At 36.6% G+C, this 16,666-nt stretch carries 20 protein-coding genes; 15 read left to right on the top strand and 5 right to left on the bottom strand.

Annotated elements, in window-relative coordinates:
• The first annotated feature begins 58 nt into the window (after positions 1-58).
• From AC4MRQ_RS05460 to AC4MRQ_RS05470, 3 genes are all read left to right on the top strand, one after another.
• Positions 59-673: a MarC family protein gene (locus AC4MRQ_RS05460; protein WP_491196642.1), complete on the top strand. Its 615-nt coding sequence runs from the start codon at positions 59-61 to the stop codon at positions 671-673.
• A 23-nt stretch (positions 674-696) separates the two neighbouring features.
• Positions 697-1,026, top strand: a complete 330-nt coding sequence (locus AC4MRQ_RS05465) for a DMT family transporter (RefSeq protein ID WP_491196643.1) — start codon at positions 697-699, stop codon at positions 1,024-1,026.
• Positions 1,027-1,095: 69 nt separating this feature from the next.
• A complete protein-coding gene (locus tag AC4MRQ_RS05470; RefSeq protein ID WP_491196673.1) occupies positions 1,096-1,683 on the top strand; it encodes a DJ-1/PfpI family protein in 588 nt (195 codons plus the stop codon).
• A 65-nt stretch (positions 1,684-1,748) separates the two neighbouring features.
• Here AC4MRQ_RS05470 and AC4MRQ_RS05475 read toward each other — a convergent pair whose 3' ends face one another.
• A complete protein-coding gene (locus AC4MRQ_RS05475) occupies positions 1,749-2,480 on the bottom strand; it encodes an SDR family oxidoreductase (RefSeq protein ID WP_491196644.1) in 732 nt (243 codons plus the stop codon).
• A gap of 121 nt (positions 2,481-2,601) precedes the next feature.
• On the opposite strand from AC4MRQ_RS05475, the gene AC4MRQ_RS05480 reads away from it, so the two are divergent.
• The gene (locus AC4MRQ_RS05480) at positions 2,602-3,456 is read left to right on the top strand and encodes a LysR family transcriptional regulator (RefSeq protein ID WP_491196645.1); all 855 of its coding nucleotides are present in this window, start codon (positions 2,602-2,604) and stop codon (positions 3,454-3,456) included.
• 139 nt (positions 3,457-3,595) lie between these two features.
• Here the strand turns inward: AC4MRQ_RS05480 and AC4MRQ_RS05485 are convergent, their stop codons facing one another.
• The gene (locus AC4MRQ_RS05485) at positions 3,596-4,288 is read right to left on the bottom strand and encodes a hypothetical protein (protein ID WP_491196646.1); all 693 of its coding nucleotides are present in this window, start codon (positions 4,286-4,288) and stop codon (positions 3,596-3,598) included.
• A 974-nt stretch (positions 4,289-5,262) separates the two neighbouring features.
• Here AC4MRQ_RS05485 and AC4MRQ_RS05490 point away from each other — a divergent pair.
• The 9 genes from AC4MRQ_RS05490 to AC4MRQ_RS05530 all read left to right on the top strand — a co-directional run bounded on the left by AC4MRQ_RS05490 (position 5,263) and on the right by AC4MRQ_RS05530 (position 12,057).
• Positions 5,263-5,676, top strand: coding sequence for a ribosomal maturation YjgA family protein (locus tag AC4MRQ_RS05490; protein ID WP_491196647.1), 414 nt, complete (start codon positions 5,263-5,265; stop codon positions 5,674-5,676).
• Positions 5,677-5,915: 239 nt separating this feature from the next.
• On the top strand, positions 5,916-6,566 hold the full coding sequence (locus AC4MRQ_RS05495; protein WP_491196648.1) for a GNAT family N-acetyltransferase: 651 nt from the start codon (positions 5,916-5,918) through the stop codon (positions 6,564-6,566).
• Positions 6,567-6,756: 190 nt separating this feature from the next.
• The gene (locus tag AC4MRQ_RS05500; RefSeq protein ID WP_491196649.1) at positions 6,757-7,539 is read left to right on the top strand and encodes a YoaP domain-containing protein; all 783 of its coding nucleotides are present in this window, start codon (positions 6,757-6,759) and stop codon (positions 7,537-7,539) included.
• 63 nt (positions 7,540-7,602) lie between these two features.
• Positions 7,603-8,313 carry an SIMPL domain-containing protein gene (locus AC4MRQ_RS05505; protein WP_491196650.1) on the top strand — a complete coding sequence of 237 codons (711 nt, stop codon included), beginning with the start codon at positions 7,603-7,605 and terminating at the stop codon, positions 8,311-8,313.
• 107 nt (positions 8,314-8,420) lie between these two features.
• A complete protein-coding gene (locus AC4MRQ_RS05510) occupies positions 8,421-8,786 on the top strand; it encodes a DUF2200 domain-containing protein (RefSeq protein WP_491196651.1) in 366 nt (121 codons plus the stop codon).
• A 34-nt stretch (positions 8,787-8,820) separates the two neighbouring features.
• On the top strand, positions 8,821-9,309 hold the full coding sequence (locus tag AC4MRQ_RS05515; protein WP_491196652.1) for a hypothetical protein: 489 nt from the start codon (positions 8,821-8,823) through the stop codon (positions 9,307-9,309).
• 48 nt (positions 9,310-9,357) lie between these two features.
• Positions 9,358-10,104 carry a L,D-transpeptidase family protein gene (locus AC4MRQ_RS05520; RefSeq protein WP_491196653.1) on the top strand — a complete coding sequence of 249 codons (747 nt, stop codon included), beginning with the start codon at positions 9,358-9,360 and terminating at the stop codon, positions 10,102-10,104.
• An 83-nt stretch (positions 10,105-10,187) separates the two neighbouring features.
• Complete coding sequence (locus AC4MRQ_RS05525) at positions 10,188-11,480, top strand: DUF2157 domain-containing protein (RefSeq protein WP_491196654.1); 1,293 nt, start codon at positions 10,188-10,190, stop codon at positions 11,478-11,480.
• Complete coding sequence (locus tag AC4MRQ_RS05530; RefSeq protein WP_491196655.1) at positions 11,464-12,057, top strand: GDYXXLXY domain-containing protein; 594 nt, start codon at positions 11,464-11,466, stop codon at positions 12,055-12,057. Before AC4MRQ_RS05525 ends, AC4MRQ_RS05530 begins: the two co-directional genes overlap by 17 nt.
• A gap of 34 nt (positions 12,058-12,091) precedes the next feature.
• On the opposite strand, the gene AC4MRQ_RS05535 is transcribed toward AC4MRQ_RS05530, so the two are convergent.
• Both AC4MRQ_RS05535 and AC4MRQ_RS05540 read right to left on the bottom strand, forming a co-directional pair.
• Positions 12,092-12,523 (bottom strand): hypothetical protein, encoded by a 432-nt coding sequence (locus AC4MRQ_RS05535; protein ID WP_491196656.1) that lies wholly within the window; start codon positions 12,521-12,523, stop codon positions 12,092-12,094.
• A gap of 3 nt (positions 12,524-12,526) precedes the next feature.
• Positions 12,527-13,114 (bottom strand): hypothetical protein, encoded by a 588-nt coding sequence (locus AC4MRQ_RS05540; RefSeq protein WP_491196657.1) that lies wholly within the window; start codon positions 13,112-13,114, stop codon positions 12,527-12,529.
• Positions 13,115-13,215: 101 nt separating this feature from the next.
• On the opposite strand from AC4MRQ_RS05540, the gene AC4MRQ_RS05545 reads away from it, so the two are divergent.
• Positions 13,216-13,731 carry a Crp/Fnr family transcriptional regulator gene (locus AC4MRQ_RS05545; RefSeq protein WP_491196658.1) on the top strand — a complete coding sequence of 172 codons (516 nt, stop codon included), beginning with the start codon at positions 13,216-13,218 and terminating at the stop codon, positions 13,729-13,731.
• Positions 13,732-13,793: 62 nt separating this feature from the next.
• Positions 13,794-14,402 (top strand): hypothetical protein, encoded by a 609-nt coding sequence (locus AC4MRQ_RS05550; protein WP_491196659.1) that lies wholly within the window; start codon positions 13,794-13,796, stop codon positions 14,400-14,402.
• A gap of 84 nt (positions 14,403-14,486) precedes the next feature.
• On the opposite strand, the gene dpp5 is transcribed toward AC4MRQ_RS05550, so the two are convergent.
• The gene (gene dpp5, locus AC4MRQ_RS05555; RefSeq protein WP_491196660.1) at positions 14,487-16,574 is read right to left on the bottom strand and encodes a dipeptidyl-peptidase Dpp5; all 2,088 of its coding nucleotides are present in this window, start codon (positions 16,572-16,574) and stop codon (positions 14,487-14,489) included.
• Positions 16,575-16,666 lie beyond the last annotated feature (92 nt).

Consider the following 16,666-nt stretch of genomic DNA (forward strand, 5'->3'; position numbering starts at 1 on the left):
ACCTTTCGAAAGAATAATCTAATATAAGTATTAAGTTGTCTTTTTAAATTATAAGATTGTGAACGAATTGCTAACCTATACGCTAACCGTATTTACTGGATTTTTTGCTATTATGAATCCCATTGCCAATATGCCGGTCTTTTTAGGCCTGGTTGAAGGTGTAGATGAAAATACAAAACGCCGGATTGCCAAAATATCGACCATAACGGCATTTATTATCGTAACATCCTTTGTGATACTCGGAAAGTACATTTTTGAGTTATTTGGTATTACCATTCCTGCTTTTAAAATTACAGGTGGAATCCTCATTTTCTATGTTGGTTTTGAAATGTTAATGTCCCAAAAGTCGAAAGTGCATAATACTGGTAAACATGTCGACGATAATTCCCTCGCAATTTCTCCTTTGGCCATACCAATACTGGCTGGCCCCGGAACAATTGTAACCGCTATGAATTTTGTAACGGATGGATCTTATTTGCATATTGGGATAGTTATTGCCACGTTTGCCGTGATGATTATATTAACGTACATAGCCTTTATTCTTAGTAATGTTATCGTCAAGCGCTTGGGGCATAATTTAATTGCTGTGATTGCTAAATTAATGGGATTAATACTGGCAATTATTGGTGCAGATATGCTAACTGAAGGTATAAAGTTGTCGTTTAATTTATAAGTTTAGGGTATTAAGCTGAATGTATGAATTGGATATTATTAATTCTCGCAGGATTATTTGAGGTAGGCTTTGCTACTTGCCTGGGAAAAGCCAAAACAGCAAACGGAACTACAGCAACCTTCTGGTACTTTGGATTTTTGGTTTGTCTCGCAATTAGTATGGGACTTCTAATTAAAGTTACCCGGGTGTTGCCCATTGGTACAGCCTATGCAGTTTGGACAGGGATAGGGGCGGTAGGAACGGTGTTGGTTGGCATTTTAGTTTTTCGGGAGCCGGTCACCTTCTGGCGTATATTCTTTATTACAACGCTTATTGCATCCATCGTTGGATTAAAGTTTGTGGCCAATGCCTAGATAGAACACAGTATTTATCAGAGATTAAAGTTTTAAGTTGTTTAATTATATGGTTAACTCAATTTCATCATTAAAAAGGTACTTCTATTATTAGCACAGGGATTTGAAGCATACGAAGCAAGTGTATTTACTGATGTGTTTGGCTGGAGCCGGGATGTTGGATACGAACCAGTGGATATGATAACAACAGGTTTGCATCAGGAATTGACTTGTTATTGGAATCTGATTGTAAAACCTGAATTGCCTTTTGAGCAGGTTAAGGTGGATGATTTTGATGCACTGGCAATACCTGGAGGAGCAGAAACAGCCGGCTTTTTAGAAGATGCCTACGATGAGCGTTTTCTTCAACTGATTAAAGATTTTAATAAACAAGGTAAACCCATTGCATCCGTGTGTGTTGGCGCATTACCTATAGCCAGATCAGGTGTACTAAACGGACGAAAGGCTACAACATGGGATTTAAACGATGGTAACAGGCGGAGAGAAATAGCCGAATGTGGTGCGATAGTTCTTGATCAAGCCGTTGTAACTGATGGTAATATTATCACATCAACGGGTCCGGCCACAGGACTGGATGTAGCATTTAAGTTGCTGGAGACATTGACAAGTGCTGAAAATATCAAGCGTATTAAGTACGATATGCGATTTATTAAATAAAACTCGGGAAACCATTCAATGAAAAAATCCCTGCCAGTGAATGAATACCGGCAGGGATCTATATTTTAGGCATCCTGCTTTGTGTCTGTGATGATAATTTCGCGTAGCGATACACCTTGTGGCAATTCGTAGGAGAATTTAATGGTTTGAGCAACATCATTAGCGGTGATGTTGACTGCACCTACAGATTCTTTCCAATCATTGTAGCCATTAATTATGTTCTGATCAGTGGTGTGGCTTAGCAATTCTGTGCTGACTGCGCCAGGCATAATAGAGAGCACACGTACGTTATAAGGTGATAACTCGCCACGCACAGTGCGAGTTAAGCCGGTTACGCCAAACTTGCTGGCACAATAGGCGGCATGATTACCAAAGGCCTGGACTCCCGCAATTGATGATACATTTATAATGGTACCACCCTGGCGTTTCTTCATATCGTTCATCACGATTTGCATACCATTCATTACACCCATTACGTTTACATCCAACATGGTTTTCCACTCTTTGGCATCCTGGGTAGTAATATCACCCAATAACATTACACCAGCGTTGTTAATGAGCAAATCAGTTGGTCCGTATTGAGTTTCAGCTTCACGCACTGCAGACTCAAAAGCTTCTTTATCTGTTACATCTACTTTTTTATAGATAGTATTTGGCAGCTCAAGTGCTTCCATTTTTTCAACTCTGCGCGCCAGCAACAGAAGAGGATAGCCATCTTTTGCAAATTCTTTGGCCAGTTCCATGCCAAAACCTGAGCTGGCACCAGTAATAACTATGAGCTTATTATTAGATTTCATGATGATATGTATTTGTTTTTAGTATGATACAATACTATTAATTCTAAAGACAATGCAAAAATAGGCCGTATCTTTGGAGCCACAAAATACCATTTTCTAATCATTGTTATAATTAAAAGTTATGGATGTAAGATTGCTTCGTTTTTTTGTCGCTGTATATGAGGAACAAAACCTGTCGAGAGCAGCCGAAAAGTGTTTTGTGTCGCAACCAAATATCTCAAATGGTTTAAAACAATTGGAAGAAAGTGTAGGAAAGAAGTTATTCATTCGACATAAACGAGGAGTTGTTATAAAGGAAGATGCACACTACTTGTATCCGATAGCTAAAAGGCTGATAGGTGAATTAAATGCCATACCTGAGATGTTTAAAGAAGTGCATTTCAGGCAAAAGATTATTATTGGAATAGCTGATAGCCTGCCTCAAAAGGTAAAGAGTGATTTTTTTCAATTGGCTTCAAAGTTGATGGGGGAGATTGAGTGGGATGTGAGGCCGATTGGGCGCGACTGTGACTTAAATCTTTTGATCAGAGAATGGAAGTTTGAGGATCATTTGTTTTTACCCTTTGGTAAAGAGCAATATGTATTATGTGTTCCCGACGGACATCCCCTGGCAGCAAAAGAAGTGGTTGAAGTGGCCGATTTAAGTGGAGTACCGTTTATACATTGTCCACCATGTGAAGCACACCAGCAAACGTTATCCATCCTTAATGATTCAGGAGAAAAATGGAATACGGTGGCCAATTGCCAAAGTAAGAACGAGGTTATGACATTGCTAATGTCGGGCATGGGTATTACATTTTTACCTGAGTACCTGGTGGATGGTTGGAGTGGATTTAAGATAAAAACTTATGCCGGGCCAAAAAACTTCAGAGAGATTGGTCTGTCATACGCTCGTAAAAGTCTTAAGAATAATAAAATAGCTGTATTAATCAATTTTTTGTCGAATAATGAGGCTTTTACTTATTTACAGCCTTAATATAGCTAAGGATGAAATACCTATCACATCGATAATGGTACCTTTATTCAACCTAGTATTAAGTATTCACGCAAAAAAAAGCGCCGGTAGAAACCACTGCACCGACGCTAACACTATGGTATAAGCAGAAATAATCCTATTATGCAATCAAATCATCTTCACTGTTGGAAGTTGATTTTGGGCGAGGTATCATGTATCGGGACATTCGTGCTACATCGTCAGCATAAATAATTTGCGCAATATCACTAACCGGGGTTAGTAACTGATACAGTTCATTTAATTTCTCAATACGTTCCTGGGTGATCAGTCCACGTTTCTTTTTAAACATTTCCTGTTCTGTTTTGCTTGTTTGCAAATCATCCAGTAATTGTGGTAAGCTATCAATAAGAGCTTCACTGCAACCTTCTGCAGTTAATTGAGCCTTATGGCTATTCACAATCTTCACAAAGTCGTTCATAAACACCAACATACCAGCCTGGTTTTGGCGAACTTTAGCAATGTCGTTAAAACCAAACTGATTGTGTACCGCAGCGTTATCAGGAAAACTCTTTGTTACAAAGAACTTAATTGTTTTAAAAGCTGTGTTGCAAGCTGCCATTGCATTGGCAACAGCCTGAGTTTTCTCAGTCATCTCATCAATTACCACCATATCGGTTTTTATGGCTTTTACGGCTCCTAAGGCCGTTTTTATATCCGTTGGATATGTATCCGGAAATGTTGAATCAAACAACTTAAAATCCGTAATATCCTGTGGCAAAGTTTCCGCTACAGTATCACTGAATTGCTGAAGTTCAGCATCCGGTACATTAAAAATTCTGTCAGTTTTGTTCATGTTGTTAAATTTAGTTAATAGTATTATTATCTTAGTTCATGGGTAATCTGATAGTCAGTCTCTTTCAATAGTTGTTTTTTAATAATGAGATTATTTATTATAAAATATCAGAAATAATCCTCAGTAGTCAATTATTATCAACAATAGTTATTGTATTTGTTTAATCATAAAGGCCCTTTTTATGATGTATTCCTGCAAAACATTCTTAGATATCAGTTAATACTATACGATAGCGTTTAAAATGTCTGTTTGGAAGCAACTTAGTACTGTGGAGCTTTCACTTAATGCTGTGAAACTTTCACTTGCCGTTGTGGATCTTTCACTAACTTTCGTGCAACTTTCACTTACTCTTGGGGAAGCTCAACTAACAGTTATGTGACTATAACTTACAACTGTGCAACTTCAACTTATTATTATGGAACCTTCACTAACAACAGTGTAGTGTTGACTTACTGTTGTACGGCTTCAACTCCTCTAAATAATTATTCACTTACAGTTGTGTGACATTGACTAACAGCTGCGAGGTCTTATTATTAATAATTAAAAGGCAATAACAGGAAGTTTAATCCCGCTTCAAAGGATTTGAATAATCAGGTATTCAGAATATCAAAGAACGTAGTCTGTAAATAACTTTTACAGACCCTTATATACATTCCGAATCTCACTTTTTTTATTCCCTCGTGATAGTTAATAATATTAGCTATCGAGTGTGAATATAGTTTTTAATTTTTAATAGGCAAAAAGATATGTAAATATTATTTGAAAATAATCAGTTTGATTATATGATTTTTTGTTTAGTTTTATTGAGTGATTTGGGTATTATTAATATCGACTTGTTGGCATCTTTTAAAGTATATATTGAATAGTTTTTCTCAAAGCCAAATACGAAATCGAATATAACAAACCGAGTTGTGGTTTTAATATTCTTGCTAACTTGAACCGATTGAAAATCATTCAAGACAATTGAATTGAAAATGAAAAGAAACAGAATTCATTACTTCCTCTTAATTATAAGTACAATAATAATTGGTTTAGCTTCGAGAAGATTCTCCGGTCATCTTCCCGAATTTATTAATTTAGGTTTAGGCGATGCTTTATGGGCTTTAATGATGTATTGGATGGTTGCGTTCTTTCTTCCTCATATTAGTATTAGGAAATTGGCTGTTATCAGTTTAACCATTTGTTTTCTGGTTGAATTTAGTCAGCTGATACAACAAGTAGACTGGCTTAATGCCATTCGGAATAATCGGTTAGGAGCATTAATATTAGGAAGAGGATTTTTATGGAGTGATTTATTAGCTTATACGTTGGGAGTAGTTTTAGGTGTTGCAATTGAGAAATATCTGCAAAGGGCAAGGTTGTTCCAAACAAAGATAGAAGCAGAGTAGGGGCAAGATCGTTATGAAGTTAAGACGCGAATATGTGACACAAAAGCCTGGAATGATTTTCGGAATTGTTTTTATTTAATTTACCTAATTAAAGTATTTGTAGTGCATAATAGCATTGATTTAACGTTATATTTGTAAGAGTTGAAACCAAGTCAATCTAATCAACTACATATTGCTCTGTTTCAAACTAAAATGAATCACCATTGTCAATTGTAGTTATAAATGATTAAAACAAATCAATGGCGGAATATTCTGAAACATCCGGTAGTAATTTTTTTCAGGATGATATCATAGTCATCAGGAGGGCAAGACCAGATTTTGATGAAGGCCTTGTTGTTGCAAAATTGTTTGATGAGGCGGCCGAAGGTTTTTTTAAATCAATGCTTGGAACTAAGACATATGAGATAATAGCTGACGCTTATACTAAACCGAACAATGAGTATTCATTTGAAAATGTCACTGTTATTGAAGATAAAGGCGCTATTGTTGGAATGGTATCAGGTTATACCTACTCTGAAAAGCTTGGACATCAAAAAAATATTCTTTCTCAATTCGCCAATGGTGCAAAGCATAGAAGATTGATGTTTACAATTGTAGGAAAAATACTTTCACGTTTTCTTGGGCCAGCCGGGAAAGAAGATTATTATTTGCAAGCCATAGCTTTAGATCAACAGGTGCGGGGAAGGGGACTAGGGCTGAAGTTGATAGAATACAGTGAAAAAATAGCTATTGATAAAGGCTCTAAGACCTTGTCATTGGCAGTATCCAGCAAAAATGCAGTAGCAACTAAGTTTTATAAGAAGTATGGTATGGAAGTACTTTCGCATTGGCCTGGCATTTTTAAATTACCGCCTATATTCATCAGAATGGTGAAAAAGATAATACCTTAAAATATTTTGTGAAATCGTTTGAAATTAATGAAGTTTGGGATGTAAAGGATAAAGTGAATCAACTTAGAAAAATACAAGAAATGACAGTAAGACAATGATTCGTCTATTATATTTTTGAAAATACATATTACAACACAATAATTTAAAGCATATAACAAACACCTCAAGTAAACTCTTAACTTAATCCTTTATGAACAACGAGACCCAAATAATTGACTTAACACCGGAAAATATAGCCGACTATGGCGTATGTGGATACAAGGATGTAGCCAAGCATAAGGAATTGCGCAATAAAATTGAGTGGTTTAAAGAGTATTATCCTAAAGGGTTACGAATTAAAGCCCTATTGGGAGCGGATGGAGGCTACCAGGGTATGCTCGAATACCTGCCGGGTAAATATGCCCATCGCCCTGTTAATGTTGATGCTTATATGTTTATCCACTGCATCTTTATGGGTTTTAAAAAGGAATTTAAGGGTAAAGGATATGCATCGGCGCTGATTGATGAATGCATTAACGATGCCAGACAGCAAAATATGGCAGGTGTGGCGGTGGTTACCCGCAAAGGCTCTTTTATGTGCGATAAGCAAATCTTCTTAAAAAAGGGATTTGAAATTGTTGATAAAACCAAACCCGACTTTGAATTATTAGTTTTGAAGTTTGATGATAAATCTGCTAATCCCGGTTTTAAACCCGATGTAATTGCTAATCTCGATGATTATCAAAACGGATTGACCATTTTACGCTCTGCACAATGTCCCTATACTGAGAAGAACGTTAATGCGATCATTGATACAGCAAAAAAGAAGTTTAATCTTTCAACAAACCTGATTGACTTAGTGAGTTCAGAATCTGCTCAAAAAACACCTTGTGCCTTTGGTACCTTTTGTATCATCTATAACGGAGAGGTGATTAGTCATCACCCAATCAGTAATAAACGGTTTGAGAATATCATGACGAAGCTGATAAAGTAAATAGAATAAATGTGCTGTGGCGGCTCAAATCAAAAGAAGTATTTAATCTCAATAGATAAAAAGATGAAACCAATAATTTTAACTCTATTAGCAACTGTCTCAATTAACTGCTTTTCGCAATTAGCCGGAAAGAACTTTATTGATCAAAATTACATTGAAGTCACAGGTAAAGCGGAGATGGAGGTCATTCCTAACCAAGTTTATTTACAAATAATTGTCAATGAAAAAGATTTCAAAGGCAAGGAGCTGCATGAGATTGAACAACGTATGCTGGCTAAGCTAGAAAAATTAGGAATAGACGTTTCTAAAAACTTAACGATTAAAGATATGGTGAGTAACTTTAAAAACTATTGGTTAAAGGGATCTACCATCAATACAACTAAGGAGTACCAATTAGAGGTTGATAAGGCTCAAACAGCAGGTCAGGTTATTCAGGAGTTAGCATCAATTGGCATATCTAATATTTCAATTGATAGGATAGCTCATTCAGATATTCAGAAATTTCGTTTGGAGGTAAAGGAGAATGCGGTTAAAGCTGCGAAAGAAAAGGCGAGCACTTTAACAAAAGCAATTGGACAAAATATTGTAAAGGCAATTTACATTGAAGAATTGGATTATGGTATTTCATCCCAATTAAGAGGACGGGCAATGGGATTATCAAATATGATAGTTCAAGGTTATTATGCTGAAGCTCCAAGGGATAAACAGCCGGAGATTGAATTTGAGAAAATTAAGTTGCAATATGCTGTACTAGTGAGGTTTTCGATGCACTAAATAGGTTTACCTTTGGGAATGGTGATTGGTCAACGCATGGATGAAAAAGCCTTTAAAGAAGGAAGGCAACTGGATATTGAATTAACTTAGTACTAAAATGAATTGTTATGAAAAAAGCTTATAACGCAGATGAAAGGATTGCAAAAATGACCTTTGCCTCGATATATCCTCTTTATGTAGCTAAGGTGGAGAAGAAAGGCAGAATGATAGATGAACTACAGCAGGTAATAGAATGGCTTACTGGCTTTAATATTCAGCAACAACAAGATTTGATTGATAAAAAAGTAACTTTTGAAGAATTCTTCAAATTGGCTACGTTAAATCCCAATGCAAAGCTTATCAAAGGTGTTGTTTGTGGTTACCGTGTTGAAGAAATAGAAAACCCATTAACACAACAAGCACGTTATTTAGATAAGCTGGTGGATGAGTTGGCAAAAGGTCGCAAAATGGAGAAGATTTTGAGGGAGGAATAGAAGTTGAGAGTTCAATAGTGAAGAGTTTTAGTTAATGAGATTATTCAAAAGCCAGGAATCATTTATAATTCCAACTAAAAAGAACTCTGAGACATTAAAGGACAGACTAAGGATATATGTTGATTTTGAGCATCAGGAGAAACACTCGACGTATCAAATGTTTGAAGAGTTTTATGGCGATATCATAGATGAAAAGCGAATTGAACTATGGAGAATTGGTTCAATATCTGGATTTTTGGATAAAAAGTTATCGCCCAAAGTTGAAGTTTACTTTGATAATGACCAAATGAGGATTAACGTAATAGACAATCATTTTTTGTTAATCTTCATTGTATGGACGATATCATCTATTCAGAGTTGCTTTTTGGTATATGAAGGCTTAACTAATCCCATTTCATATGGTTTGTTGATTATTGGAGCGGTATTGTTGGTTATGTCTGGTAGTGGACTAATTATTAATAGAAGGATTTATTTGAATACCATTAAAAGAGTAAGGAAAGTATTAAAGAAAATCTCAATATGAAATTTCGGCGTATCTATTTATTAGAAATGCAACTTCAATTAAATATCTATGCATAACAAATTTATCTGTCTAATTCTAATATTATTCCTCAGTTCATTCACTGCAGATTCTTTTAAGAATGAGCAACTAAGATATTCACGAGTACGACAAGCTTATAAGGAAAAAAAGAGTAGCGTATCGTCACTCGTTCAGAAGAATAATCTTGATCTAAGCAAACTTAATATCTACTTGAGAGCATTTAAAAAGGAGAAGATGCTTGAATTATGGGGTAAAAACAACACCGATAGTCAATACAAACTATTAAAGACTTATGATATTTGCCAAACTTGCGGAGAGCTGGGTCCTAAACGCCAGCAAGGTGACCTGCAAATTCCCGAAGGCTATTACCATATCAATATCTTTAACCCTTCCAGTAATTTCTATCTTTCTCTCGGAATTAACTATCCCAATAAATCAGACCGGATATTAGGTGTTAAAGGCAGCTTGGGTGGTGATATATTTATTCATGGCGATTGTGTTACTATTGGTTGCCTGCCCATTACTAACGACCAAATTAAAGAATTGTATGTTTTCTGCACTGAAGCTCGCAATAATGGCCAAGTAAAGATTCCTGTAACAATTTTTCCCTCGCAATTAGTCGATAACGAGTTTAAACGATTGACAGAAACGTATAGTTCAAACTCAGACAAGGTTGGGTTATGGACTGATCTTAAAAAGGGATTTGATATTTTTAATGAAACAAAAAAGCTGCCCACAGTTGGATTTCTTAATTCGGGAAGGCATAATATAAGATGATAATTAGCTGCAGCTGTTCATATAATTAAAGAACGGCTTAAGAAATATACAAACGAATACATCCTTAATCACAATACTAAACAATGAGTATACACAAATACCTGCCTGAATTGTTACAAGCTGGCGTTATAAACCAAGATACGGCAGATAGAATTCGGGATTATTATAAGAATAAGAGTGGAACATCTACCAACAGACTTTTTATCGTATTTGGCATATTAGGTGCCATACTGGTTGGGTTGGGTATTATCCTGATTATTGCCCATAATTGGGACGAGCTTTCAAGAAGTACAAAAACTATCTTTGCCTTTTTGCCATTGCTTGTTGGTCAGGGCTTCTGTATTTATACTTTACTTAAAAAACAAGAAAGCGTAGCATGGCGAGAGAGTACAACTGCTTTTTTATTTTTTTCGGTTGGAGCAAGTATTTCGCTTGTTAGCCAGATTTATAATATTCCGGGTAACCTCAGTTCCTTTCTTCTGACATGGATGCTGCTTTGCTTACCGCTGGTGTATTTCATGAAATCGTCTATTGCTTCTTTATTATATTTGGCAGGTATAACCTATTATGCCTGCGAAACCAATTACTGGTCATACTCATCGACAGAAAACTATTTTTACTGGTTGTTTTTAATATTGGTATTACCTCACTATTACTTGTTATATAAGGAGAAGCCTAAAAGTAATTTTATGACCTTCCATAACTGGTTGATTCCTTTATCAGTAGTTATCACATTAGGGACAGTAGCTGATACTAAAGAGGAACTGATGTTTATCGCCTACTTTAGTTTGTTCGGCATTCTATATCTGATTAGCGAATCTGGCTTTTTTAGTAATCAAAAAACAATGAATAATGGCTTCAGGATAATAGGATCACTCGGTACTATTGTGCTATTGTTAGTTTTAAGTTTTGATTGGTTCTGGTCTGAATTAATAGATGAAAAATACACATTAAGTGAACTGGTATTCTCGGTGGAATTTTTCGCTTCAAGCATTTTGTCACTAGTAGCTGCCGTATTATTATATCTGAAGCAAAAAGGTAAAGCTCTTAAGCATATTCGACCAGTATCGGCAGTTTTTCTTCTGTTTATCGTAGTTTTTATATCAGGCATGTTTTTACCGGTAGCGACATTATTAATTAACCTTATTGTTTTTGCACTTGGTATATGGATGGTCAGGGATGGTGCAAAACAAGATCACCTGGGAATACTGAACTATGGTCTGATAATAATTACAGCTTTGGTTATTTGCCGGTTCTTTGATACCGATCTAAGTTTCGTATTCAGAGGGGTGCTTTTTGTTGCTGTTGGTGCAGGATTTTTTGTAGCGAACTATTCAATGCTTAAAAAACGAAAGACAAATGAGATACATGAATAGGAAAAAGATATTAATAGCCGCCTTTATATTAGTCGCTTTAGTACAGTTGTTTGTTCCTGCCAAAATGATTTGGAACAGAGAGAGGATCATTGACAGCGGTACAGAATTTAAGTTTAAAACTGAGCCTATTGATCCCACTGATCCGTTTAGAGGCAAGTATATAACTCTTCGGTATGATGAAAATACCTTTCAGGTTGAAGATGAATCAGAATGGTATAGAGATGAAGATGTTTATGTATCATTAAAAACAGATGATGAGGGGTTTGTGAAAATAAGTGCTGTTTCAAAAGGAAAACCAATGAATGATAATGCGTTCGTTATGGCAAAGGTTAGGTATACATCTTATGACAGCACCAATACGTTAACGATTAGATATCCTTTTGACCGCTACTATATGGAAGAATCAAAAGCCTATGAAGCGGAGAAAATTCACCGACAATCACAAAGGGATAGTAGCCATTTAACTTACGCTTTAGTAAGTATCCGTGATGGCAAGGCTGTTCTTAAAGATGTCCTGATTGATGAGGTTTCTATTCGGGAAATAGTTAAAAACAGGCAGAAGGAGATTGGATATTAGGTTTAATGTCAGAACCTCCTGTTTTAGTTTGCTATCAACAACATCCTGCTTGCTTAGGGATACGCTCTTCCGTTTTAATAGAATTGACCAACACATCACCCATAGGAAAAGTATTAATTGCAACAAGTTTATCATTGACAGTTACTAAAGGCAGTAGCTTAGGCAATACAAAGGTGGCATTGACTGCATCAATTTCTAATTGCTCACCATTGCTTTTTAGAATCGAATTTACTTCATCAATAAACACAACTTGGTCTGAATCATTATAAGTTATTATCGAAATATCAGCCAAGGATGGATAATTGGTTTTAAAGTCATCCATTATCTTGGTAATTGACATGGCATCCTTTGTAATTACTCCTTCATTGTTACTTCCACAGCATGAATTTGTGTTAGCCGTGGTATTACATCCACAACCTTCCGAAAGAAGGTTATCATCAAGCACATAAATTTTAACAGTTTTCATCTTTTATAATTTTGTTTCAGATTCATCTTTTACAGGACATTGGTAGACACATGCACCACAAGCACACTTATTTAAATCACCTTTTGCATTGGCTATTTCGCGAATTGGGCAAACTCTCAGACATTTATTACAGTTGATACAAACCTCATTTACTTTTTTATCGGCGGTTAAAGGGGCATTGGTGATAATGGCTCCTAAGGTAGCTGTTAACCCCAAACCTTTAATTACTAGAGAATCTACGGGACTTATTTCACCAAGTCCGGCTTCTATACCTATTCTAACCAGTGATATATCATGATGTTTATTATCAATCACCATCGAGTCATATCCTTGTGTTTTTAATAAGGTTATCACATTTGCCTGCGCTGAAATAGTGGCAATATAGTTCTTGAAACTCCCCAATGATTCGACATTTGTATTGCTTTTACCTTCGGCAAAAACAATAACTGATTTAAGATCTGGCATATATTTGTCTGGATGATTCTCAGATTCTAAATCTGCAAACCTATCAGCCGTTCCAATACCTACTCTGTCAAATATGGATAATTGTATTTTAATATTGTCTGTTAATTCTGTTACACTCATTTTCATTAATGTCCATTCTTTATCATCATAGACGGAGAGAAATAAAAATGATGCACACTGATGGTAGTTTTCTTTAATTCACAGCGAATTAATAGCTATATTCGACAATGCTTAATGATGCTCTGCATAGTAATCTGGACCTTGATAAAGGTGACTTTTTTGTAAAAGAAGGTCAACCTAACTATAGGATAGGACAACTAACAAAAGGGATTCTTCGGGGATATACTTTAAACAACGATGGAGAGGAAGTAACCACTCATTTTTTTATGGAAGGTAACCTGGTTTCAGGTAATTATATTCCCAACATTCCGGCTACGATGAATATTCAGGCCATGGAAGATTGTTTTATGTCAGTTGCCAACTATCAGGAAGTATTCTCGCACGTTAACGCAGATACAGAATTGACTAATGTTATTCTTTATAATTTTCAAAAGCTCAATCAGCAGAACAACTCAAGGATTCAAGCATTAATAACAGGCGACACTGCAGCTAAATACAAATGGTTTTTAAATGAGTATCCAAATCTGTTAAACCGTATTCCACATTACTATATTGCCAGTTTCTTAGGAATGACACCAACTCAATTAAGCCGGGTGCGAAAGGCATTTTCTCAACAAATGTAAATGAAAAGCGTGTTCATAACTTCTATGTTTGCATTGATATTATTAATACAAACACAGCTATTATGAGCGAAAAAAATAAGCTATGGTCGTTTCTGATTATTGGGCTGTTTATTTTCAATTCATGTCAGGAAGAGGCAAACCATAATCATCACTCATTAATTAACCGAAGTAAAATCAAAACAAAGATGAAAATAGAAAAACCAAACAGGGTATCGCATACCTACGAACAGACCATAAACGGAACCATTGAAGAAATAATGCCGCTTTACTGTCCTGTAAAGGAATTAGATTGGTGTGAGAATTGGGCACCAAAGGCTGTTTACAGTAATTGTGGTGTGGTCGAGAAAGATGCCCTGTTTATTACTTCACACGGAGAAAATGATGTTGTATGGATTGTAAACGATTACGATGTTGAAAAGGGGCGTGTAGTGATGTATTACCATGTTCCGCGTGTATTGGTAACTAAACTGGAAATACAGCTTACGCCTTTATCTGATCGTCAAACTATGGCAATTCTGACTTATGGAAAAACTTCACTCAGCAAAATAGGAGATAAGGCACTGGAAAAGTTTACTAAAGTTGAATACGATGTGATGATGGATTCGTGGGAAAAGGCCATGAATCATTACCTAAAAACCGGAGAAATGTTAACCGGTTTACCGAACTTCTAAGATTGGAGATAGCTGCATAAACGGAAACCCGCCAACTAATATAGCCGGCGGGTTTCTTGTGTCTATATATCTTATGTCTGAAATCTACTTCAAATACGTATCTAACCAGCGGAAGAATTCACGTTGCCATAAGATTCCATTATGACATTGTAGTACCCAGTGGTTTTCTTCAGGGAAATATAAGAAGCGGGCAGGTACACCTACCATTTTTGCTGTATTATAGGCTCCCATACCTTGAGTATAAGGAATACGGAAATCTTTAGCTCCATGAATTACCAGCATTGGTGTATCCCAATTCTTCACAAAGTTGTGAGGAGAGTTGGCATAACTACGCATAGCTGTCCTATTGCTCTTATCCCAGTAGTTGCCTTTGTAATCCCAATCCACAAAGAACATCTCTTCGGTTGTGCTGTACATTTGCTCGAAGTTGAAAATACCACAATGTGAGATAAAGGCTTTGAAGCGTTTGTTGTGATTACCAGCCAGCCAGTATACCGAGTAACCACCATAGCTGGCCCCAACAGCACCAAGGCGATTTTCATCAACAAAAGGTTCCTTAGAAACAGCATCAATGGCTGAGAAGTAATCTTTCATATTTTGGCCGCCATAATCACCGCTGATTTGCTCATTCCATTCCTGACCAAAACCTGGTAATCCACGACGGTTAGGCGCCACAATAATATAGTCGTTAGCAGCCATCATCTGGAAGTTCCAGCGCAGGCTCCAGAACTGACTAACCATGCTTTGCGGACCACCGCCACAATATAATATGGCAGGATATTTCTTATTCTTATCGAAGTTAGGTGGGTAAATCACCCAAACCAGCATCTCTTTGTTGTCGGTTGTTTTAATCCAGCGCTTTTCAACATCACCCATCTTCAATTGGCTAAGCAATGGCTCGTTGACCTTTGAGATGTTCGTACCTTCACCAGTTTCAATATTTACATTGATGATTTCTGTTGGGTGCTTCATGGATGTTTGCGTGGCAATTAAGCCTTTAGCAGCAACAGCAACAGAGTTGTAGTTGTGAATACCATCAGTAACCTGTGAGATATTGTTGTCTGCCATATCGCAGCGGAAGATTTCTTTCGAACCCTTATCCTCACTTGTAAAATAGATGTGTTTGCTATCTGGTGTCCACGTTAACCCATGTACATTTTGATCAAAATTGGCCGTATAGTCTTTTTTATCGCCGGTTGCCAATTCCATAATAAACAGGCGATTCTGGTCAGCTTCGTAACCATCACGTTCCATGCTTTCCCATGCCAGATATCTGCCGTCAGGTGAATATACGGGAGCGATATCATAACCCATCATACCTTCAGTCAGGTTCGCAGTTTTTTCATCTTTAATATTATACAGGTAGATGTCACTGTTGGTAGAGAATGCTGATTCCATGCCCACTTTCTTTTTGCAAGTATAGGCAATGCTGTTACCATCTGGGGTAAAAGTTACCTGCTCCATACCGCCCCATGGTTTTAGTGGTGAATGGTAACGTTCGCCCTCCATAATATCAGTTGCGTTGCCCATTGTTGTGCCATTAGCATATTTGATATAAAAGATGTGTGAATATGTTGGATCTACCCAATGATCCCAATGGCGATACATTAGGTCATCTTCTATGCGGGCATCAGCATGCTTTAAGTCTGGGTACAAGTCGTGAACCGTTTTATCCAGTTTTACGCTTTTGACAAAGGCAATTCGATCCATCGAAGGTGAATATTTGTAGCCTTCAATGCCACCTTCTATTTTAGTAACTTGTTGCTTTTGAGTTCCATCTGGATTTATTTCCCATAGTTGTACATCGCCCGATTCAGCTGATAAATAGGTTATTTTAGCACCGTCTGGTCGCCAGTTAACTTCAAATTCTCCGCCTTTAGTAAAGGTTATTTGTTTAAATTCCCCACCTTCAGCCGGCATGGTATAGATATCGGAGTAGGATTTGTTTTCTTCTATTTTTGTATAAGTAGTGGTAAAGGCCACTGTTTTTCCATCGGGTGATACGGCCACGCTTCCAACCCGGCCGAATGACCAAAGTACTTCAGGGGTCATAATTTCACTATCAACCTTTAAATTACGGTTGGTGAAAGTTGTCTCTTTATCTGCTTTTTGCGGAGCTGAACAGGCTCCTGTCAGAAAGACAACTAATGCTAACAAAGCAAGTTGTTTCATGATTAAATGTGATTTATTATAGAATTGTTTATTGTTGAGTTTTCATCCCGACTAAGGTAAGAAGTTATTTGTTATCAGGATTTGAGTTTTGT

Source organism: Carboxylicivirga sp., assembly GCF_982718395.1.